Here is a 20,445-nt window from a genome sequence, read left to right on the forward strand (position 1 = left end):
AGGATCAGTCCAAGAAGACCAGTCCGGGATTACCAGTCCGGGAGAATCAATCCATGAGGGCGGCGAGCCGTCCGGCGATCCGGGCCCGGGCGGCGGGCGAAAGGGCGCCGGGCGCCTCGGCCTCGATCAGGGCGGCGATCTCGGCGCGGCTCGGGCCGCGGGAGCGCGAGGCCTGCAGCAGGGTGTCGAGGGCGGCGAGATCGTTCCGCCAGGGCGCGTCGTCGGACAGTGGAACGGCGCGGGCGCCGGTTCGTCCCGGGACACCGTGAAGCATCGTCTGTCTCCCTGTTCCGCGGGCGGGACGCTTATCGACGCGCTCTGCTGCCCGGATGCCGGTCCGTTCCAGATGGCCGATCCATCGCCCGTGCGATGTGCTCTCGCGCACAGGGCGGACCGCCGCGTACTCCGTCCGTCGCGGTTCCGGTGGCCGCGTCCCGTCCGGTGTGTTGACCGCGATCTTGCCGGGACCCTCCGGCCCGGCCAGGATGCCGGCCCGACGACTTGCGGACTGCCGCCGCTGTCGCGGACTGGTCTACGGACGGTCGATGAGCGACGACGACACCCTCTTCCTCCTGCCGGACGACGAACCCGGCGAGGACCTGCCCGCCGCGCCCTGGCCGGTGCTCCTGGTGGACGACGACCCGGCGGTGCACGAAGGCACCCGCTTCGCGCTGTCCGGCTACAGCCTCGACGGGGCGCGGCTCGATCTCGTCTCCGCCTATTCCGCGTCCGAGGCCCGGACCCTGCTGGCGTCCCGGCCCGGCATGGCGGTGATCCTGCTCGACGTGGTGATGGAGACGGACGATGCGGGCCTGCGGCTCGTCGACCACATCCGGCACGAACTGAAGGACGAGACCGTGCGCATCATCCTGCGCACCGGCCAGCCCGGCCAGGCGCCGGAGCGGCGCGTCATCGTCGATTACGACATCAACGACTACAAGGCGAAGACCGAGCTCACCGCCGACAAGCTGTTCACCAGCCTGACCGCGGCTTTGCGCGCCTACCAGCAGCTCAAGCGCCTGGAGGAGACGCGGCGCGGGCTCGAGATCATCATTGACGCGGCCCCGATGCTGCTCGACTACAAGTCGATGCAGCGCCTGGCCGAAGGCGTTCTGACCCAGGTCGCCTCGCTGCTCAACGCGGCCTGCGCCGGCATCCTGGTGCTGCGCGAGCAGGCCGGGCCGCAGGACGCGCTCAGCGTGCTCGCCGGTTCGGGCTGCTACCAGCACCTCGTCGGGACGGATGCGGGGCGTCCCCTCGACGACGACGTGCGGGTGATCGTGGCCGGTGCCCTCGCGGAGCGGCGCCACACCTTCGGCGACCAGTGGTCGACGCTCTACGTCCATACCGCGAGCGGCAGCGAGATCGTCGCCCTGCTCAAGACCGCCCGCCCGCTCTCCGAGACCGACCGCGCCCTGATCGGGCTGTTCACCTCGCGCCTCTCCGTCGCCTTCGACAACGTGATCCTCTACGAGCAATTGCAGCGGGCCAATGTCGGCCTGGAGCAGCGCGTGGTGGAGCGCACCGGCGAATTGATGCGGGCCAACCGCCGTCTCGCCATGCAGCGCTCGGACCTGCGCCGGGCCAACCAGCTCAAGACCGAGATCCTGGGCACGGTCGCCCACGACCTGAAGAACCCGCTCGCCGTCATCCTGGGCCGCGCCGAGATGCTGCGCGACATGATCGAGGCGCAACCGCAGCCGACCGAGGCGATGCACGCCCAGATCGGGCATATCCGCGAGACGGCGCGCCGCCTCACCGGCATGATCGAGACCCTGATCGCCGATGCGATGAACGACGCCCACGACATCGCGGTGCGGCGCGAGCCGATCGACGTCGCGGCCCTCGCCCGCGAGGTGTCGCAGGCCAACGCGCCGCTGGCCGAGACCAAGGGGCAGAGCCTGCGCTCCGAGATCCCCGCCTCCCTGATGCTGCACGGCGATGCCGAGCGGCTGCGCGAGGCGATGGACAACCTGATCTCGAATGCCATCAAGTACTCGCCGCCCGGCGGCGAGATCACCGTCACGGTGGCCCGCGACGGAACCGAGACGGTCTACGCCGTGCGCGACCGCGGCCCCGGCCTGTCGCCGGAGGATCTCGGCCGCCTGTTCGGCCGCTTCCAGCGCCTCTCGGCCAAGCCCACCGGCGGCGAGGGTTCGACGGGCCTCGGCCTCTCGATCGTCAAGCGCATCGCCGAGCTGCATGGCGGGCGGGCCACCGCCGAGATGCATGGGGAGGAGCCGGGATCGACCTTCGCGATCCGGCTGCCGGAGGGCGACGGCGATGCTGTGTGAGCCGATCAGTCAACATTGACTGATCGTCGTTGGATCATACAATCTGACCCAGGAGTGGGGCGAAGAGCGCTGCTCCTCGCCCCTTTCGGTGGGGCTACGCTAGCCGAGCTTGACGCGGAGGATCAGAGTCACGCTGGTCCTCCGCACTCGCTTGTAGAACACCGAAACGCGAAAGCGTGGCCGCAACCACCCCATCGTCGCCTCTTGGGTTCGTGATCGGCGATGCTCTCGCCCGGAGACATCCGACCGCCTGCCGGATGTGGGGCCGTGACGCCCTGGCGCTTTCCGCTCGACCACGCCCTCAGATGACCATAGGTCAGTACTGTCGGCAAGGCGGCGCCGCTCCGCCTCAAGTTACCCTGCGTCGCTCGCGCCCAGCCCCTGCTCGTGCGGGTCGGTCACCGCGTCCGGGATCGGGGCGCGGGCCTTCGGGGTGACTTCCAGGGCGGTGAGCGCCAGCGGATCGAGGCCGTGATCGCCGTCCGCGCAGTAGGTCACGAGCTGCTCGCGCATGCGCGGGGTCCAGAACGCCACGATGTGCTTGTGGATGCCCGCGACCGCCTCGTCGTCCGGATAGGAGCGGAAGAAGGCGGCGATCTGGTTCGCCATGCGGACGAGTTTTTCAGCGGGATCGGCGGCGCTCATCGGGAAACACTCACGCGTTGGTCAGGCGCTCGGGGGCGGTGAACAGGGTGACGGTGTCGTGGCGGGCGATCGCCGCCAGGGTGAGGCCGTGGAGCGCGGCGCGCTCGACGGCGAGCGAGGTCGGGGCGGAGATCGCCACCAGGATCGCGGCGCCGAAGCTCGCGGCCTTCTCGACCATCTCGAACGAGCACCGGCTGGTAATGACGAGAAAGCCCGCGGCCGGATCGGTGCCCGCCCGCAGGAGCGCGCCGATCAGCTTGTCGAGGGCGTTGTGGCGCCCGACATCCTCGCGCACCGCCAGTACGGCGCCCTCTAGGTCGGCCCAGGCGGCGGCATGGACCGCCCGGGTCTCGCGCCCGAGCACCTGGAGATCGTCGAGGGCCTGGAGCGCCCGTTCGACCGCGGACAGCCGGACCGTGACGCCGTCGGCCGCGCGCCGCTCGGCGCGGGGAATGTCCTTCAGGTCGTCGATGCCGCAGACGCCGCAGCCGGTGCGGCCCGACAGCGCCCGCTTGCGGGCGAGGTGCTCGCGCAGCCGCCCGGGGGCGAGATCGACGACGAGGCGAAGGCCCCCCTCGCCGTCCTCGACTGCGGCGCCCCGGATCTCGTCGGCTCGCGCCACGATGCCCTCGGTCAGGCTGAAGCCGTAGGCGAAGTCTTCCAGGTCGGCCGGCGTCGTCATCATGACGGCGTAGGGCACGTCGCCGTAGATCACGTTCACCGGCATCTCGACGGCGAGCGGGCGCATCCCGTCCCGCTCCTCGCCGCGCCCGTAGGCGACGACGCGGGTCGGGACGGTGGCGCTCGTCGCGACGCCGCTACTCGGCGGCATCGAGGGTTTGGGCGATGCGGGTGAGGGAGATGTCTTCCTCATAGAACCGGGCCTGCCAATCGGAGGGCCGGTTCGTACGCCGCACCTGCACCGCCGTCACCTTGTATTCCGGGCAGTTGGTGGCCCAGTCCGAATAGTCGGTGGTGATGACGTTGGCGCCCGTCTTGGCATGGTGGAAGGTGGTGTAGACCACCCCCGGCTGCATCCGCTCGGTGACCCGGGCCTTGAGGGCGATGTCGCCCGACCGGCTCTCGAGGCTGATGAGGTCGCCGTCGACGATGCCGCGGCTCTCGGCGTCGAAGGGATGGATCTCCAGCACGTCCTCCGGGTGCCACAGCGAGTTCGCGGTGCGCCGGGTCTGCGCCCCGACATTGTACTGCGACAGGATGCGGCCGGTGGTGAGGATGAGCGGGAACTTGCGCGTCGTGCGCTCGTCGGAGGCCACGAACTCGGTGAGCATGAACCGGCCGAGGCCGCGCACGAAGCGGTCGACATGCATCATCGGCGTGCCCTGCGGCGCCTTGTCGTTGCAGGGCCACTGGATCGAGCCGAGCTCCTCGAGCTTGGCGTAGGACACGCCGGCGAAGCTCGGGGTGAGCGACGCGATCTCGTCCATGATCTGCGACGGATGCGTATAGTCCATCTTGTAGCCGAGCGCGTTGGCGAGCAGCACCGTGCCCTCCCAGTCGCCGTAGCCGCCCATCGGCGCCATCACCTGGCGCACCCGGCTGATCCGCCGCTCCGCGTTGGTGAAGGTGCCGTCCTTCTCCAGGAACGAGGCGCCCGGCAGGAAGACGTGGGCGTATTTCGCCGTCTCGTTCAGGAACAGGTCCTGGACGACGATGCACTCCATCGCCCTGAGGCCGGCGGTGACGTGGTGCGTGTCGGGGTCGGACTGGGCGATGTCCTCGCCCTGGATGTAGAGGCCCTTGAACGTGCCGGCGACGGCCTCGTCCAGCATGTTGGTGATGCGCAGGCCCGGATTCGGCGAGAGCTGGGCGCCCCACAGCGCCTCGAAGGTCTCGCGGGTCGCGTCGTCCGAGACGTGGCGGTAGCCGGTGAGCTCGTGCGGGAACGAGCCCATGTCGCAGGAGCCCTGGACGTTGTTCTGGCCCCGCAGCGGGTTCACGCCGGCGCCCGGCTTGCCGATGTTGCCGGTGGCCATGGCGAGGTTCGCCATGCCCATCACCATGGTCGAGCCCTGGCTGTGCTCGGTGACGCCGAGCCCGTAATAGATCGCCGCGGCGCCGCCCTTGGCGTAGAGCCGGGCGGCGGCCCGCACCTCGGCCGGGTCGCAGCCGGTCAGCTCCTGCACCGCTTCCGGCGCGTGGCGCTCGTCGGCGATGAAGCGGGCCCAGATCTCGAAGTCCTTGAGGTCGCAGCGCTCGCGGACATAAGCCTCGTCGATCAGTCCCTCGGTGACGATGACATGGGCCAGCGCGTTGACGAGGGCGACGTTGGAGCCCGGCTTCACCGGCAGGTGATGGGTCGCCTTGATGTGGGGCGACTTGACGAGGTCGATCCGGCGCGGGTCGGCGACGATGAGCTTGGCGCCCTGGCGCAGGCGCTTCTTCATCCGCGAGCCGAAGACCGGGTGGCCGTCGGTCGGGTTGGCGCCGATCACCAGGATCACGTCGGCATCCTCGACCGACTTGAAGTCCTGGGTCCCGGCCGAGGTGCCGAGCGTCGACATCAGGCCGTAGCCGGTCGGCGAGTGGCAGACCCGGGCGCAGGTATCGACGTTGTTGTTGCCGAAGCCCGCGCGGACCAGCTTCTGGACGAGGTAGGCCTCCTCGTTGGTGCAGCGCGACGAGGTGATGCCGCCGATCGAGTCCTTGCCATACTGGGCCTGGATCCGCTTGAACGCGGAGGCCGCGTGCTGGATCGCCTCCTCCCAGGACACCTCGCGCCAGGGATCGGTGATCTTGTCACGCACCATCGGCTTGGTGATGCGGTCCTGGTGGGTGGCGTAGCCGTAGGCGAAGCGGCCCTTGACACAGGAATGGCCCTCGTTGGCCTTGCCGTCCTTGTAGGGCACCATGCGGACGATCCGGTCGCCCTGCATCTCGGCCTTGAAGGCGCAGCCGACGCCGCAATAGGCGCAGGTCGTGACCTTCGAGTGCTCGGGCTGGCCCATCGCGATGACGGACTTCTCCTGGAGCGTCGCCGTCGGGCAGGCCTGCACGCAGGCGCCGCAGGACACGCATTCGGAGTTGAAGAAGTCGGTCGGCCCGGCCGCCACCCGCGAATCGAAGCCGCGGCCGGCGATGGTCAGCGCGAAGGTGCCCTGCACCTCCTCGCAGGCCCGGACGCAGCGGTTGCAGACGATGCACTTCGACGGGTCGTAGGCGAAGTACGGGTTCGACTCGTCCTTCGGGAGATACAGCTCGGAATTCTTCGAGACGTGGTTGGCGCCGTCGTAGCCGTAGCGCACCTCGCGCAGGCCCACCGTGCCGGCCTGGGTCTGCAGCTCGCAATCGCCGTTCGCCGAGCAGGTCAGGCAGTCGAGCGGGTGGTCGGAGATGTAGAGCTCCATCACCCCCTTGCGCAGGCGCGCGAGCTTGTCGCTCTGGGTGTGCACCACCATGCCGTTCTCGGCCGGCGTCGTGCAGGAGGCCGGCGTGCCGCGCCGCCCGTCGATCTCGACGAGGCAGAGGCGGCAGGAGCCGAACGGCTCGAGGGAGTCGGTGGCGCAGAGCTTCGGGATCTGCGTCCCGGCATGCATCGCCGCCGCCATCACCGAGGTGCCGGCGGGCACGGTCACGGATTGGCCGTCGATCGTCAGCGTCACCGACTGGTCGGAGACGCGGATCGGGGTGCCGTAGTCGATTTCCTTGATGAGGGCCATCGGACGCGTCCTCACTCGGCAGCCAGCGGCAGCTTGGCGCCGCGGCCGGAAAAATCTTCCGGGAAATGGGTGAGCGCGCTCATCACCGGGACGGGCGTGAGCCCGCCCATGGCGCAGAGCGAACCGTCGGTCATGACCTCGCAGAGGTCGGTGACGAGGGCGAGGTTTTCGCGCGGCGACTCGCCGGCGAGCACCTTGTCGATCGTCTCCATGCCGCGCACCGCGCCGATGCGGCAGGGGGTGCACTTGCCGCAGGACTCGGCGGCGCAGAACTCGAAGGCGAAGCGGGCCTGGCGGGCGAGGTCGACGGTGTCGTCGAACACCACGATGCCGCCGTGGCCGAGCAGGCCCTTCTTGGCCGCGAAGGCCTCGTAGTCGAGGGGCGTGTCGAGGAGCGATTCGGGGAAGTAGGCCCCGAGCGGCCCGCCGACCTGCACGGCGCGGAGCGGCCGGCCCGAGGCGGTGCCGCCGCCAAACTCCTCGATCACCTCGCGGAGCGTGAGGCCGAAGGCGGTCTCGATCAGGCCGCCGCGCTTCACGTTGCCGGCGAGCTGAATCGGCAGGGTGCCGAGCGAACGGCCCATGCCGTAGGCGGCGTAGGCCGGGCCGCCATGCTCCAGGATCCACGGCACGGCGGCGAAGGACAGCACGTTGTTGACCAGCGTCGGCTGGCCGAACAGGCCCTTGAGCGCCGGGATCGGGGGCTTGGCCCGCACGAGGCCGCGCTTGCCCTCCAGGCTCTCCAGCAGCGAGGTCTCCTCGCCGCAGATATAGGCGCCGGCCCCGAGCCGTGCTTCGAGGTGGAAGGCGTGGCCGGAGCCCATCACGTCCGCGCCGAGATACCCGGCACGCTCGGCCGCCGCGATGGCGGTCTCCAGCGCCGCGAAGGCGTGCGGGTACTCGGACCGGCAATAGATGTAGCCGCGGGTGGCACCCACCGCGACCGCCGCGATCGTCATGCCCTCGATGAGGGTGAGCGGATCGCCCTCCATCAGCATCCGGTCGGCGAAGGTGCCGGAATCGCCCTCGTCGGCGTTGCAGACCACGTATTTCTGCGGCGCTTGCGCCAGCATCACCGTGTTCCACTTGATGCCGGTCGGGAAGCCGGCGCCGCCGCGGCCGCGCAAGCCAGAGGCCTTCACCGCCTCGACGGTGCCGGCCGGACCGGCGGCGAGCGCCGCCTCGAGGCCGCGATAGCCGCCATGCGCCCGATAGGACTCGACCGAGGCCGGATCGATCACGCCGCAGCGGCCGAAGGTCAGGCGCTGCTGGCGGGCGAAATAGGGCTGGTCCTCCGGCCGGCCGATGCGCAGGCGATGCGCCCCGCCCTCCGGCAATCCGGCATCGAGCAGGGATTCGACGTCGCCGGGCCGCACCGGGCCATAGGCGATGCGCCCGTCCGGCGTCTCGACCTCGAGCATCGGCTCGAGCCACAGCATGCCGCGCGAGCCGGTCCGGACCAGGGTGACGTCGAGACCGCGAGCCTGGGCCGAGCGCTGGAGCGCCCTGGCGACGCGATCCGCACCGAGCGCGAGGCTGGCGGCGTCCTTGGGGAGATAGAGGGTGATGCTCACGCGGCCCGCTCCGTCAGCGCATCCGCCAGGGTGTCGAGATCGAGGCGGCCGACGGGCTCGCCATCGACGAGGGCGGCTGGGCCGCAGGCGCAGAGGCCGAGGCAGAAGACCGGCTCCACCGTCACCCGGCCGTCCCGGGTGGTGCCGTGCCAGGCGACGTCGTAGCGGCGCAGCACGTCCTCGTGCAGCGCATCGGCGCCGACCGCCTGGCAGGCCTCGGCCCGGCACAGCTTCACGGTGTGGCGGCCCGCCGGCTCCTTGCGGAAGTCGTGGTAGAAGCTGAGGCAGCCATGCACCTCGGCCCGCGACAGGTTCAGCGCCTCGGCGATCAGCGGCACCGCGGCGCCGTCGACGTAGCCGAACGCCTCCTGAAGCGCGTGCAGGATCGGCAGGGTCGCGCCTTCGCGGTGGGCGTGTTCGGCGATGATCCCGGTCGCCCGGTCGGCGTCCCAGGGTTCGTATCCCGGCATGGTTTCCAGCCCAGATCGTTGTCGTTCTAATCTCCAACCTGATCCCCGCCAGACGGAGAATCAATCGCGCGGTTCGGTGGTCCGACAAGGAATTTTTGTTCAACGCGACCGCGGCGACATCGTTTTACCGAATGACGACAGACGCGGACGTTGCATCGGACCGTGGAGGCACAACTCGCAAGACGTTGGGACTGCGTCGGTTTTCGGCCGTTCACGGCCTGCCGGCGGCACGGTCCGAGAGGATCTCACAACGCCGCCACTTCGGCGGCCAGGTCCGGGGCGATCGTCCGCGCCTCGGCCAGGAAGGCGGCGACGAGGGGGGTCATCGGATCGCGCTCGGGCACCACGAGGCCGATCGTGTGGCTGACGTCGGGGTCGGTGATCGGCACCGCCCGGACCCGCTCGGTCAGCCGGAAGGTCTCGGCGAGGGCCGCCGGCATGATGCTCGCCCATTTGGCGGTGCGCACATGGGTGACGAGCACGATCATCGAGTTCGATTCGAGCAGCGGTGCCGGCTCGGCCCCGGCGGCGCGCAGGTGGCGGTCGATGATGCGGCGGTTCTGCATCGCCGGGGTGAGCAGGCAGAGCGGGATGCGCCCGACCTCGGCCCAGGTCACGCTCGCCCGCCCGCCATAGATCCCGTCCGCCGCGGTGAGCAGCCGGTAATGCTCGCGGTAGAGCGGCAGCGCGGTGACGCGTCCCAGCGGCTCGTCCTCGATGTAGGTGAGGCCGGCATCGAGCTCGAGATTGGCGATCTGCCGGACGATCTCGTGCGAGGTCGAGGATTGCACGGAGAACCGGACCGCCGGGTGACGGGCGCGGAACGGCGTGGTCAGCGCCGCGACCATCGGGGTCGCGGTCGGCACCGCGGCCATCCGGAGCGTGCCCGAGAGGCCGCGCCGCAAGGCCGCCACCTCCTGGCGCATGGCGCGGGCGTCGCCGACGATGCGCCGCGCCCAGTCGAGCACCCGCTCGCCCTCCGGCGTGAAGCCCTGGAAGCGCGAGCCGCGTTGCACCAGAAGCACACCGAGGCGTTCCTCGAGCTGCTTGACCCCCGCCGAGAGGGTCTGCTGCGACACCCCGCAGGCCTGGGCGGCCCGGCCGAAATGCTGCTCCCGGGCCAGTGCCAGGATGAATTCGAGGCGGTCGATCATCGGAAAAATCGCGGTTCTGCCGGCCGATGCGGCTGTGCGCCGGAGGTCATCCGGACGGGCACGGCGGGATCGCGCACGTTTCGCGGAATCATTCGAGCATCACGACGAATGTCCAGTGCCTACAGGCGAATTCCCGGCGTCGATGCGACGCCAACGCCGTTGCGCTTGCGGCGGCATTGTGGTGAGAGACGGCATCCGGGTCTCGGCCGGTTTCCGGCCGCAGGGCAGCGGGCCGGCATCGCGCGGCCGAAACGAGGACGGCGCTCCGCCCCGCGGGCAGCCGTTGCCGGCAGACAGCCTGTTGGGGAGCATCGAGGGCACCATGGGGATGGCGAGGGCGCAGATACGGCCGACTTCGGGCCGGAGCATCGGGGGACGCGCCGCGGCGCTGGCGACGACCGGGCTCCTCGGACTCGCGGCGACGGCCACGGCCGCCAGCGCGGCCGGCATAGGCCAGCCGGTGCCGTGGCAGATGGACCTGCAGCGGCCGGTGACCGAGGTGGCGACGGAAATCTACAATTTCCACCACCTCCTGAACTGGATCATGCTCGGCGTCGTCCTGTTCGTGCTCGCCCTGCTGATCGCGGTGGTGGTCAAGTTCAACGAGAAGAAGAACCCGACCCCGTCGCGCACCACCCACAACACGATGCTGGAGGTCGCCTGGACGATCGTCCCGGTGCTGATCCTGGTGGCGATCGCGATCCCGTCCTTCCGGGTGCTGCGCACCCAGCTCTCCGACCCGAAGGCCGACCTGATGGTCAAGGTCATCGGGCATGCCTGGTACTGGTCCTACGAGTACCCGGAGGCCGTCGGCGGCTTCAAGTTCGACGCCAACCTGCTCGAGGGCGAGGACCAGGAGAAGTCCGGCCAGCCCAAGCTCCTCGCCACCGACAACGAGATGGTGGTGCCGGTGAACAAGATCGTGAAGATCCAGGTCACCGCGGCCGACGTGATGCATTCCTGGGCGATGCCGTCCTTCGGCTTCAAGATCGACGCGATCCCCGGGCGCCTCAACCAGTTCTGGTTCAAGGCGGACCGCGAAGGCACCTATCACGGCCAGTGCTCCGAGCTGTGCGGCCAGCGCCACGCCTACATGCCGATCACCGTGAAGGTGGTGAGCGACCAGGCCTTCCAGGCCTGGACCGCCGAGGCCAAGACCAAGTTCGCCCGCACCGACGGCGGCGCCAAGTTCGCCGAGGCCAACCGGTAAGCTTCGCGGGCGCGCGGTCACGCGCGCCGACCTCATGACGCGGGACGCCGCCGGCGGCGCGCCCCGCACCTCCCGACAGACCGACCGAGACATACCTCGAAGAGGCTGACCATGGCTCAAGCCGTCACGGCAGGGCACGACCACGCCCACGACCATACCCCACCGTTCTTCCAGCGCTGGTTCAACTCGACCAACCACAAGGACATCGGCACGCTCTACCTGCTGTTCGCCTTCTCGGCGGGCATCGTCGGCGCGTTCCTGTCCTTCGGCATCCGGATGGAGATGGAGGCCCCCGGGCTCCAGTACTTCTCCAACCCGCAGACCTACAACGTGTTCGTGACCGGACACGGCCTCATCATGGTGTTCTTCATGGTGATGCCGGCGCTGATCGGCGGCTTCGGCAACTGGTTCGTGCCGCTGATGATCGGGGCGCCCGACATGGCGTTCCCGCGCATGAACAACATCTCGTTCTGGCTGACGGTCGCGGGCTTCATGAGCCTCGTCTGCTCGCTGTTCGTCGAGGGCGCCCCGGGCGCCACCGGCGCCGGCACCGGCTGGACCGTCTACCCGCCGCTCTCCACCGCCGGCCATCCCGGCCCGGCCGTCGACTTCGCGATCTTCGCCCTGCACCTGTCGGGCGCCGGCTCGATCCTCGGCGCGATCAACTTCATCACCACCATCCTGAACATGCGCGCGCCGGGCATGACCCTGCACAAGATGCCGCTGTTCGCCTGGTCGATGCTGGTGACCGCGTTCCTGCTGCTCCTGTCGCTTCCGGTGCTCGCCGGCGCGATCACGATGCTGCTGACCGACCGCAACTTCGGCACGACCTTCTTCGATCCGGCCGGCGGCGGCGACCCGATCCTGTACCAGCACCTGTTCTGGTTCTTCGGCCACCCCGAAGTCTACATCATGATCCTGCCGGCCTTCGGCATCGTCTCCCACATCATCTCGACCTTCTCGCGCAAGCCGGTCTTCGGCTACCTCGCGATGGCCTACGCGATGGTGGCGATCGGCGTCGTCGGCTTCGTGGTGTGGGCGCACCACATGTACACCGTGGGCCTGACGCTCCAGACCCAGTCCTACTTCGTGTTCGCCACCATGGTGATCGCGGTTCCCACCGGCGTGAAGATCTTCTCCTGGATCGCCACGATGTGGGGCGGCTCGATCCGCTTCACCGCCGCCATGCACTGGGCCGTCGGCTTCGTGTTCCTGTTCACCGTCGGCGGCGTCACCGGCGTGATCCTGGCCAACGCCGCCGTCGACCGCTACCTGCACGACACCTACTACGTCGTCGCGCACTTCCACTACGTGCTGTCGCTCGGCGCGGTGTTCATCATCTTCGCCGGTGTCTACTACTGGTTCCCGAAGATGACCGGCCGCATCATCCCCGAATGGGCCGGCAAGCTGCACTTCTGGCTCGCCTTCATCGGCGCCAACGTGCTGTTCTTCCCGATGCACTTCCTCGGTCTGGCCGGCATGCCGCGTCGCTATGCCGACTACCCGGAGGCCTTCGCGGGCTGGCATTGGGTGGCGACCATGGGCGGCCACATCTTCGCGCTCGGCATGGTCGTGTTCGTGATCGGCGTGGTGCTCGCCTTCCGCTCCAAGGAGCGGGCCGCGGACAACCCGTGGGGCGAGGGTGCCACCACCCTCGAGTGGACCCTGTCCTCGCCCCCGCCCTTCCACCAGTACGAGACCCTGCCGGTGATCGTGGACGAGCCGTCCCACGCCCACTGACCGAGACGAGAGGGGGCCGCCCGTAGGCGGCCCCCGCTCTTCCCCCGAGCGCCCGCGAGCGGGCGTTCCGGCGAGGAGCGCGACACCTCAGAACCCCTTCAGACGATGGCCGCGACACCCAGCATGACCACCCTGTCGAACACCGCGATTCCCGACCGTCCCTTCGTCGAGGCCAGCACCTCCGGCGGCGAGGTCGCGGATTACTTCGCGCTCCTGAAGCCGCGGGTGATGGCGCTGGTGATCTTCACCGCCCTCGTCGGCATGACGGTGTCGCCCTCGCACGTGAACCCGGTGATCGGGGCGATCTCGCTGCTGATGATCGCCGTCGGGGCCGGCGCCTCGGGCTGCCTCAACATGTGGTGGGACGCCGACGTCGACGCGGTGATGACCCGCACCCGCACCCGGCCGATCCCGGCCGGGCGGATCCAGCCGGGCGAGGCCCTGTCCTTCGGGCTCACCCTCTCGGTCGGCTCGGTGCTGGTGCTCGGGCTCGCGGCGAACTGGCTGTCGGCCGGGCTTCTCGCCTTCACCATCGTGTTCTACGCCGTCATCTACTCGATGTGGCTGAAGCGCTCGACGGCGCAGAACATCGTGATCGGCGGCGCCGCCGGCGCCCTGCCGCCGATGATCGGCCAGGCCGTCGTCACCGGCTCGATCGGGATCGAGGGCACGGTCCTGTTCCTGATCATCTTCATCTGGACCCCACCGCATTTCTGGGCGCTGGCGCTGGTCAAGGCCGGCGAGTATGCCCGCGCCGGCATCCCGATGATGCCGAACACGGCGGGCCCCGATTCGACCCGCCGCCAGATCCTCGCCTATTCGGTGCTGCTCGCGCCGCTCGGCCTCGCCCCGGTCTTCCTCGGCTTCGGCGGCCTGATCTACGGTCTCGTCGGCCTCGTCGGCGGCCTGGCGATGGTGGGGCTGAGCGTCCAGGTGCTGCGCCGGCGCGAGGGCGAGGCGGCCAACAAGGCGGCCATGAGCCTGTTCGGCTTCTCGATCCTCTACCTGTTCCTGCTCTTCTCCGCCCTGCTGGCGGAGCAGGGCCTCGGGCTGTTCCGGCCGGTCCTCGGCTGAAAGCGCCCTCCCCTCAGGTCGACCCGGTGATGAGTACGGTGCCCCAGCAACTGACCCCCGAAGAGATCCAGCGCCGACGCAAGCGCTCCGTCGCCATCGCGATGGTGCTCGCCGCCCTGGTGCTGATCTTCTACGTGCTGACGATCGCCAAGCTCGGCCCCCAGGTCCTCAACCGGCCGCTGTGACGCGAGGAGGCGACCCGCCATGACCGACCCCCGCATCGCCGATCCGCGTTCGCGCCAGCGGCAGGCCCGCACTACGGCGCTCGCCTGCCTCGGCATCGTGGTCGGCATGACGGCGCTCGCCTTCGCGTTCGTGCCGCTCTACGACCTCTTCTGCAAGGCGACCGGCTTCGACGGCACGCCGCTGCGGGGTGCGGCCGCCTCCGGCCCGGTGAGCCAGGACAAGATGGTGGTGCATTTCGACACCAACGTCGCGCCCGGCCTCCCCTGGCGCTTCGTGGCGGAGAGCCCCCAGGTGGAGGCGCAGCTCGGCGCCACCCAGACGGTGTTCTTCCGGGTCACCAATACCGGCACCACGCCGAGCACCGGCATCGCCACCTTCAACCTGCAGCCGGCGCTGACCGGCAGCTACTTCGTCAAGGTGCAGTGCTTCTGCTTCAACGAGCAGACGCTGAAGCCCGGCGAGACCATGGACTTCCCGGTGGTGTTCTACGTCGAGCCCGGCATCAAGGCCGATTCGAACACGCGCGACCTCACCGAGATGACGTTGTCCTACACCTACTTCGCGTCGAAGAACGGCCAGCCGCAGGCCGCGCTCGCGACGCCGACGGGGACCCGCGCCAATTGATGGGGCTGGGCCAATTGACGAGGTGACAATCGCGGCGGGGCGGCTTTAAAGCGTGACCGTACGAGGCCGGCGTCGAATCCGCCGGCAGCGGGCCCGCCCCGCGCGAGAACGAGATCCACGGCCGGCGCGGGGCGCGACCGGTCCGAGACGATAGGCAGGAGACCCGACACGATGGCCGAGGCGCACGGGAAGCACCACGACTACCACCTCGTCAATCCGAGCCCCTGGCCGCTCGTCGGCTCGATGAGCGGCTTCGTGATGACGTCGGGCGCCGTCCTGTGGATGAAGAGCCTGACGATCGCGAACCTCGCGCTCGGGCCCTACATCTTCTTCGCCGGCCTGATCGGCATCCTCTACACCATGCTCAGCTGGTGGCGGGACGTCGCGCACGAGGCCAATACCGGCGACCATACCCGCGTGGTGCAGCTCTCGCACCGCTACGGCATGATCATGTTCATCGCCTCCGAGGTGATGTTCTTCGTCGCCTGGTTCTGGGCCTATTTCGAGGCGGCGCTCTACACCTCCGATCCGATCCAGGCCTCGCGCGTCGAGTTCACCGGGGGCCTGTGGCCGCCGAAGGGCGTCGAGGCGTTCGATCCCTGGCACCTGCCGCTGCTCAACACCCTGATCCTGCTCACCTCGGGCACCACGATCACCTGGGCGCACCACGCGCTGCTGAACAACGACCGCAAGGGGATGAAGTACGGCCTCTGGCTGACCATCGCCCTCGGCGTCCTGTTCTCCTTCGTCCAGGCCTACGAGTACGGCCACGCCCATTTCGGCTTCTCGGGCAGCATCTACTCGGCCACCTTCTTCATGGCGACCGGCTTCCACGGCGCCCACGTCATCATCGGCACGATCTTCCTCGCGGTCTGCCTCTACCGTCTCTATCTCGGTCAGTTCACCGCCAAGCAGCACCTCGGCTTCGAGTTCGCCGCCTGGTACTGGCACTTCGTCGACGTGGTGTGGCTGTTCCTGTTCGCCGCCATCTACGTCTGGGGTTCGGGCGTCGGGCACGCCGCCGCGCATTGATCCGTGACGCATCCGCGTCGGGAACATGAGAGGGCGGCGCAAGCCGCCCTTTTTCTTATGGCGCGCAGGGTCCAGATCGGGTCCATCGCGCGGACCATCTCGAGGAGCAGGGCCATGGAATCCAACCGCACCGTCGATTCACCGGCGACCGTGGGTCTCCGCGGCCGCTGCCCGCGCTGCGGCGAGGGGCACCTGTTCAAGGGCTTCCTCAGCTTCCGTCCCTCCTGCGAGGTCTGCGGCCTCGATTACCGCTTCATCGATTCTGCCGACGGGCCGGCCTTCTTCGTGATGTCGATCGTCGGCATCGTCGTGGTGGCGCTGGCGATGTGGGTCGAGTTCGCCTACGAGCCGCCGATGTGGGTCCATGCCGCGCTCTGGGTCCCGCTCTCGATCGGCCTGAGCCTGATCCTGGTCCGCCCGCTCAAGGGCATGATGGCGGCGCTGCAATATTCCAACAAGGCCGCGGAGGGACGCTTCCGGTGACGGCGCCCGCCCCTGGGGCCGGCGCGGCGGAGCGGCGCGCGGCCCTGCGCGACCTCGTGGCGCCGGCCCTCGCCAGCCTCGTCTGCTTGGCCATCCTGATCGGTCTCGGGGTCTGGCAGCTCGAGCGCAAGGCCTGGAAGGAAGCCTTGATCGACCGGATCGTCGCCCGCTCGCGGATCGATCCGCCCGCCCCCCTTCCGGCCTTCGACGCCTTCGATCCGGCGCGGGACGAGTTCGAGCGGGTGCGGGTCCACGGCCGGTTCCTGAACGACAAGGAGACGCTGGTCCACGGCCTCGCGCCCGGCGACACGCCGGGTCGGGCGCTCCAGGGCTATTACGTGATCACGCCGCTGCGCCTCGACGACGGTCGCATCGTGCTCGTCAATCGCGGCTTCGTGCCGACCGAGCTCAAGGAGGTCGCCCGCCGGGCCGCCGGTCAGGTCGAGGGCGAGGCCACCGTCACCGGCATGCTGCGCCAGAGCGAGGTGCGGGCGATGTTCGTGCCCGCGCCGAACCCGCAGACCGGCGAGTGGTTCAACCGCGACGTGCCGGGCATCGCCGCCGCCAAGGGGCTCGCCACGGCCGGGCCGTCGGGTGTCGCCCCCTACCTGATCGAGGCCGACCAGACGCCCAATCCCGGCGGCTGGCCGAAGGGCGGGCAGCTCCGGGTCGACCTGCCGAACAACCACCTGCAATACGCCTTCACCTGGTTCGGCCTCGCGCTCTGCCTCGTCGGCGTCTTCACCGCCTTCGCCCTGCGGCGGCTGCGCGGTGAAACCGGCAACGGGGAGACCGGGGAGAACCCCGCTTCCGCCACCGCGACCCCGCCCCGTCCTTAAAACAGCCGCGTTGTCGATGTCCGGCTGGGTCAAGTCCGGTTCAGGCCGCCGGGCGCGTCCTGCCCCCGGCCCTCCCCGGCTCTCTGGTCATCGATGAACGCGATCCTCATCAAGCTGTTTGCCACGGCCCTGACGCTGAGCCAGGTCACCACCCGGCCGGACGCGATCCGCACGCAGTTCGATCCGGCCAAGGACGGGCCGGAGGTGGTGCAGCTCCTGCGCGACGGCTGCGCCCACATGCGCAAGGCCTTCGACATCGAGGACATCAACCTCGACGACCTGATCTCGACCGCGATGGAGGACCCCAAGGCGGTCGCCGGCGAGTCGAAGCTCCTGCACGGCCTCGACATCGGCGAGCTCAACACGAGCTACAAGCAGTTCTGCAAGGGCGAGAACCCGGCGAACTCGCCCTTCGTGGCGCGGGACGTGATCGAGTTCTACAACAAGGCGGTCACCGACCTGCCGGACGCCAACGCCCTCAAGACCCTGCGGCTGCCCGGCGCCACCACGATCCTCGACGAGCGCGGCAAGCGCTTCTCCGAGACCTTTGAGCCGAACGGCCGGCGCATCGCGGTGCCGATCGGTGAGGTCCCGGCGCTGGTCCAGAAGGCGTTCATCGCGGCCGAGGACAAGCGCTTCCTCACCCATCACGGCATCGACGAGCGCGGGGTGATCCGCGCGTTCATCGGCAATCTCGCCTCGCCGGGCCGGCCCCAGGGCGGCTCGACGATCACCCAGCAGGTGGTCAAGAATCTCTCGGTCGGCGACGACGTCACCTACGAGCGCAAGATCCGCGAGATGATCGTCGCGGCCCGCGCCGAGCGGGTGATGACGAAACCCGAGATCCTCGGCCTCTACCTCAACGGAATCTATCTCGGCCGCGGCGCCTACGGCGTCGAGATGGCGGCGCGCAGCTATTTCGGCAAATCCGTGCGCGACCTGAGCGTCGCCGAGGCGGCTCTGCTCGGCGGCATGCCGAAGGGCCCGAACTTCTACAACCCGGACCGCTACCCCGAGCGGGCCCGCGAGCGCCGCGCCTACGTGCTCACCCGCATGAAGGAAGAGGGCGCGATCACCGAGGCCGAGATGAACACGGCGCTCGCCGCGCCCCTCGGCCTCGCCCCCCTGGAGCGCCTGCGCCAGGATGCCGGCTTCCACTTCGTCGATCACCTGACCCGCGAGGCGCGCACGCTCGCCGGCCTCGATTCGCTGACCGCCGGTACCTATACGGTGCGTTCGACCCTCAATGCCGGCCTCCAGGAGGCCACCGAGGGTATCCTGCAGGAGAGCCTGTCGCGCTACGAGGCCTCCACGGGCCGCGCCCGCTACGAGGGACCGGAGGCGAACCTCGCCGACGCGGTGCGCCGCATCGAGGCCGCGGCACCCGCCCCCGAGCCGGCGCCCGCTCCCGCTCCGGAGCCCGCGCCGAAGGGCAGGAAGGGGTCGAGGCAGGCGAAGGCGGCAAAACCCGCCGGCCCGAAGCCGGCCTGGCAGCGGGCGCTCGAGACCGCGCGCCTGCCGCTCTACGACGTGCACTGGCCGGCGGCCGTGGTGCTCTCCACCGGCGGCCAGGCCGGCATGCGCGTCGGTCTGGCCGACGGGCGCGTCGCGAGCCTGAACCCGGGCGCCGCCCGCGGCCGGCTCTCTCCCTACGACGTGGTGCGGGTCAAGCTCTCGGAGGGCAAGGGCGCGCCGCGCGCCGACCTGCGCATCCGCCCGCAGGTCCAGGGCGCGGTGCTGGTCATGGAGAACCGTACCGGGCGCATCCTCGCCATGGCGGGCGGCTTCTCCTATCCGCTGAGCCAGCTCAACCGGGTGACCCAGAGCGTGCGCCAGCCCGGCTCGACGCTCAAGCCCGTCACCTACCTCGCCGCGCTCAATGCCGGCCTCCAGCCCAACACCCTGGTGATGGATGCCCGCGTGACCCTGCCGCCGATCGGCGGAGTGGGCGATTCGTGGTCGCCGAAGAACTACGAGGGCGGTGGCTCCGGCCCCACCACCCTGCGGCGCGGCCTCGAACACTCGAAGAACCTCGTCACCGCCCAGCTCCTCAAGGGCGGTATCGCGGAGAAGGCCCCCGCGAGCCTCCAGAAGGTCTGCGACATCGCGCTGGAGGCCCAGCTCTACGCCGAGTGCGAGCGCTACTATCCCTTCGTGCTCGGGGCCCAGCCGGTGCGGATGATCGACCTCGCGGCCTTCTACGCGGCGATCGCCAACGAGGGCCAGCGCCCCTCGCCCTACGGGCTCGAGAGCGTGACCCAGGGCGAGAAGGTGCTCTACCAGCATGCCGACCGGCCGCCGGCGCGCATCGGCTCGGCCGACCGGGTGGCGTTCTACCAGCTGAAGAGCCTGCTCCAGGGCGTGACCCAGCGCGGCACCGCGGCGGCGCTCGCCCGGTTCTCGCCCTTCGTCGCCGGCAAGACCGGTACCTCGGAGGACGAGAACGACGCCTGGTTCTCCGGCTTCACCAACGAGATCACCATCGTGGCCTGGGTCGGCTACGACAATGCCGACGGAAAGCGCCGGACGCTCGGCCGCGGTCAGACCGGCGGCCATCTCGGGGTGCCCATCTTCGCCCAGGTGCTCCAGGCCGCCTGGGCCAACGGGGTGGCCAAGACGCCGCTCTCGGGCCCGAGCCCGGAGGCCAAGCCCCTGATCGCCGATGCGGCGATCGACCTGCGCTCGGGCAACCGGGTGTCCGGCGGCGGCTTCATCGAGCATTTCCGCCTCTCGGTCGACGGGCGCCTCGCCGATACCCGCTTCCGCCTGGTGCCGCAGGAGCAGATCTACGCGATGCGGCCCGACAGCGATCAGGACGGCGACGCGATGGAGGGGGGGCTCCCTGGCGAGAATCCGGGCCGCGCCCCCGACGAGGCGCCGGATTCCGACCGCTTCGACCCGTTCGGCAACCTGTTCGGCCAGCCCGAGCCGCGTCCCTATATCCGGCGCGCCCAGCCGATCCAGCCGCCCGATCCGGTCTGGCCCGGCGCCCGCAGCCGCTCGCCCTTCGGCGACGACGACGAGTATGTCCGCCGGCCGCGCCGGCGCGATCCCGACTACCCGTTCGGCGACGACCCGACCTACTGACCCTCAGACAGGACCTACCCCCGTGCGTGACAGCCTCACGGCGCGCCTGCGCCCCGTTCCGCTCGTGCTCGCCGCGGCGCTCGCGGCCTCCCCCGCCCTCGCCGAGTACCGCACCAAGGACGTGCCGGCGGTGACCGGGCTCGACCCGGGGACGATCGCCCCGAACACGATCGCCTTCACCGATCACCGCGACAACCCGGCGAGCCCGGAGAGCGGCCTCGTGCCGTTCACCGAATGGGGCAAGCGCAGCCCGGCCCAGAAGGCCCTGCTCTCCCCTCACCCGGCCTATGTCGAGCCGGATTACGTGCAGACCGTGAACGGGGTGGCCAAGCCCCGGCACGAGGCCTTGAAGG

The 20,445-nt window shown here is 69.7% G+C and carries 17 protein-coding genes and 1 pseudogene; 11 read left to right on the plus strand and 7 right to left on the minus strand.

Translation table 11 applies throughout. The annotated features are described in order from the left end of the window. Positions 1-46 precede the first annotated feature (46 nt). On the minus strand, positions 47-274 hold the full coding sequence (locus QR78_RS13725; RefSeq protein ID WP_048428078.1) for a hypothetical protein: 228 nt from the start codon (positions 272-274) through the stop codon (positions 47-49). Between the two features lie 271 nt (positions 275-545). Between QR78_RS13725 and QR78_RS13730 the strand changes: the two genes are divergently transcribed. Next, complete coding sequence (locus tag QR78_RS13730; protein WP_048428079.1) at positions 546-2,294, plus strand: ATP-binding response regulator; 1,749 nt, start codon at positions 546-548, stop codon at positions 2,292-2,294. Positions 2,295-2,648: 354 nt separating this feature from the next. Here the strand turns inward: QR78_RS13730 and QR78_RS13735 are convergent, their stop codons facing one another. The 6 genes from QR78_RS13735 to QR78_RS13760 form a co-directional block, all read right to left on the minus strand. Next, a complete protein-coding gene (locus tag QR78_RS13735; protein WP_048428080.1) occupies positions 2,649-2,939 on the minus strand; it encodes a formate dehydrogenase subunit delta in 291 nt (96 codons plus the stop codon). A gap of 10 nt (positions 2,940-2,949) precedes the next feature. After that, entirely contained in the window at positions 2,950-3,771 is an 822-nt protein-coding gene (gene fdhD / locus QR78_RS13740) for a formate dehydrogenase accessory sulfurtransferase FdhD (RefSeq protein ID WP_244276360.1), read from the minus strand. Beyond that, positions 3,758-6,619 carry a formate dehydrogenase subunit alpha gene (gene fdhF, locus QR78_RS13745; RefSeq protein WP_048428082.1) on the minus strand — a complete coding sequence of 954 codons (2,862 nt, stop codon included), beginning with the start codon at positions 6,617-6,619 and terminating at the stop codon, positions 3,758-3,760. The genes fdhD and fdhF overlap by 14 nt, the downstream gene beginning before the upstream one ends. Positions 6,620-6,630: 11 nt before the next feature. Beyond that, positions 6,631-8,193: a formate dehydrogenase beta subunit gene (locus QR78_RS13750; RefSeq protein WP_048428083.1), complete on the minus strand. Its 1,563-nt coding sequence runs from the start codon at positions 8,191-8,193 to the stop codon at positions 6,631-6,633. Next, the gene (locus QR78_RS13755) at positions 8,190-8,663 is read right to left on the minus strand and encodes a formate dehydrogenase subunit gamma (protein ID WP_048428084.1); all 474 of its coding nucleotides are present in this window, start codon (positions 8,661-8,663) and stop codon (positions 8,190-8,192) included. The genes QR78_RS13750 and QR78_RS13755 overlap by 4 nt, the downstream gene beginning before the upstream one ends. Before the next feature lie 245 nt (positions 8,664-8,908). Then, the gene (locus QR78_RS13760) at positions 8,909-9,817 is read right to left on the minus strand and encodes a LysR family transcriptional regulator (protein WP_048428085.1); all 909 of its coding nucleotides are present in this window, start codon (positions 9,815-9,817) and stop codon (positions 8,909-8,911) included. A 322-nt stretch (positions 9,818-10,139) separates the two neighbouring features. On the opposite strand from QR78_RS13760, the gene coxB reads away from it, so the two are divergent. The 10 genes and pseudogenes from coxB to QR78_RS13810 all read left to right on the plus strand — a co-directional run. After that, complete coding sequence (gene coxB / locus QR78_RS13765; protein ID WP_053220910.1) at positions 10,140-11,027, plus strand: cytochrome c oxidase subunit II; 888 nt, start codon at positions 10,140-10,142, stop codon at positions 11,025-11,027. 111 nt (positions 11,028-11,138) lie between these two features. After that, entirely contained in the window at positions 11,139-12,767 is a 1,629-nt protein-coding gene (ctaD, locus tag QR78_RS13770; protein ID WP_048428086.1) for a cytochrome c oxidase subunit I, read from the plus strand. 123 nt (positions 12,768-12,890) lie between these two features. Further along, the gene (locus QR78_RS13775) at positions 12,891-13,841 is read left to right on the plus strand and encodes a heme o synthase (RefSeq protein WP_048428087.1); all 951 of its coding nucleotides are present in this window, start codon (positions 12,891-12,893) and stop codon (positions 13,839-13,841) included. 29 nt (positions 13,842-13,870) lie between these two features. Continuing rightward, the gene (locus QR78_RS35495) at positions 13,871-14,026 is read left to right on the plus strand and encodes a hypothetical protein (RefSeq protein ID WP_048428088.1); all 156 of its coding nucleotides are present in this window, start codon (positions 13,871-13,873) and stop codon (positions 14,024-14,026) included. A gap of 19 nt (positions 14,027-14,045) precedes the next feature. Further along, positions 14,046-14,651, plus strand: coding sequence for a cytochrome c oxidase assembly protein (locus QR78_RS13785; RefSeq protein ID WP_048428089.1), 606 nt, complete (start codon positions 14,046-14,048; stop codon positions 14,649-14,651). A 171-nt stretch (positions 14,652-14,822) separates the two neighbouring features. Next, positions 14,823-15,683 (plus strand): cytochrome c oxidase subunit 3, encoded by an 861-nt coding sequence (locus tag QR78_RS13790; RefSeq protein WP_048428090.1) that lies wholly within the window; start codon positions 14,823-14,825, stop codon positions 15,681-15,683. Between the two features lie 114 nt (positions 15,684-15,797). Continuing rightward, on the plus strand, positions 15,798-16,166 hold the full coding sequence (locus QR78_RS13795; RefSeq protein ID WP_048428091.1) for a DUF983 domain-containing protein: 369 nt from the start codon (positions 15,798-15,800) through the stop codon (positions 16,164-16,166). Then, positions 16,163-17,005 (plus strand): SURF1 family protein, encoded by an 843-nt coding sequence (locus QR78_RS13800; RefSeq protein ID WP_048428092.1) that lies wholly within the window; start codon positions 16,163-16,165, stop codon positions 17,003-17,005. Before QR78_RS13795 ends, QR78_RS13800 begins: the two co-directional genes overlap by 4 nt. Before the next feature lie 93 nt (positions 17,006-17,098). Further along, positions 17,099-20,092, plus strand: a complete 2,994-nt coding sequence (locus QR78_RS13805) for a penicillin-binding protein 1A (RefSeq protein ID WP_048428093.1) — start codon at positions 17,099-17,101, stop codon at positions 20,090-20,092. A gap of 22 nt (positions 20,093-20,114) precedes the next feature. Then, positions 20,115-20,445 (plus strand): annotated as a pseudogene (locus QR78_RS13810) (hypothetical protein); the annotation flags it as partial.

Origin of the sequence: Methylobacterium indicum, assembly GCF_001043895.1 — a bacterium.
Lineage (GTDB): Bacteria > Pseudomonadota > Alphaproteobacteria > Rhizobiales > Beijerinckiaceae > Methylobacterium > Methylobacterium indicum.

Coding starts and splice junctions, on each gene's coding strand:
- QR78_RS13725 (WP_048428078.1), bottom strand. CDS start 274: ATGCTTCACGGTGTCCCGGGACGAACCGGCGCCCGCGCCGTTCCACTG.
- QR78_RS13730 (WP_048428079.1), top strand. CDS start 546: ATGAGCGACGACGACACCCTCTTCCTCCTGCCGGACGACGAACCCGGC.
- QR78_RS13735 (WP_048428080.1), bottom strand. CDS start 2,939: ATGAGCGCCGCCGATCCCGCTGAAAAACTCGTCCGCATGGCGAACCAG.
- fdhD (WP_244276360.1), bottom strand. CDS start 3,771: ATGCCGCCGAGTAGCGGCGTCGCGACGAGCGCCACCGTCCCGACCCGC.
- fdhF (WP_048428082.1), bottom strand. CDS start 6,619: ATGGCCCTCATCAAGGAAATCGACTACGGCACCCCGATCCGCGTCTCC.
- QR78_RS13755 (WP_048428084.1), bottom strand. CDS start 8,663: ATGCCGGGATACGAACCCTGGGACGCCGACCGGGCGACCGGGATCATC.
- QR78_RS13760 (WP_048428085.1), bottom strand. CDS start 9,817: ATGATCGACCGCCTCGAATTCATCCTGGCACTGGCCCGGGAGCAGCAT.
- coxB (WP_053220910.1), top strand. CDS start 10,140: ATGGGGATGGCGAGGGCGCAGATACGGCCGACTTCGGGCCGGAGCATC.
- ctaD (WP_048428086.1), top strand. CDS start 11,139: ATGGCTCAAGCCGTCACGGCAGGGCACGACCACGCCCACGACCATACC.
- QR78_RS13775 (WP_048428087.1), top strand. CDS start 12,891: ATGACCACCCTGTCGAACACCGCGATTCCCGACCGTCCCTTCGTCGAG.
- QR78_RS35495 (WP_048428088.1), top strand. CDS start 13,871: ATGAGTACGGTGCCCCAGCAACTGACCCCCGAAGAGATCCAGCGCCGA.
- QR78_RS13785 (WP_048428089.1), top strand. CDS start 14,046: ATGACCGACCCCCGCATCGCCGATCCGCGTTCGCGCCAGCGGCAGGCC.
- QR78_RS13790 (WP_048428090.1), top strand. CDS start 14,823: ATGGCCGAGGCGCACGGGAAGCACCACGACTACCACCTCGTCAATCCG.
- QR78_RS13795 (WP_048428091.1), top strand. CDS start 15,798: ATGGAATCCAACCGCACCGTCGATTCACCGGCGACCGTGGGTCTCCGC.
- QR78_RS13805 (WP_048428093.1), top strand. CDS start 17,099: ATGAACGCGATCCTCATCAAGCTGTTTGCCACGGCCCTGACGCTGAGC.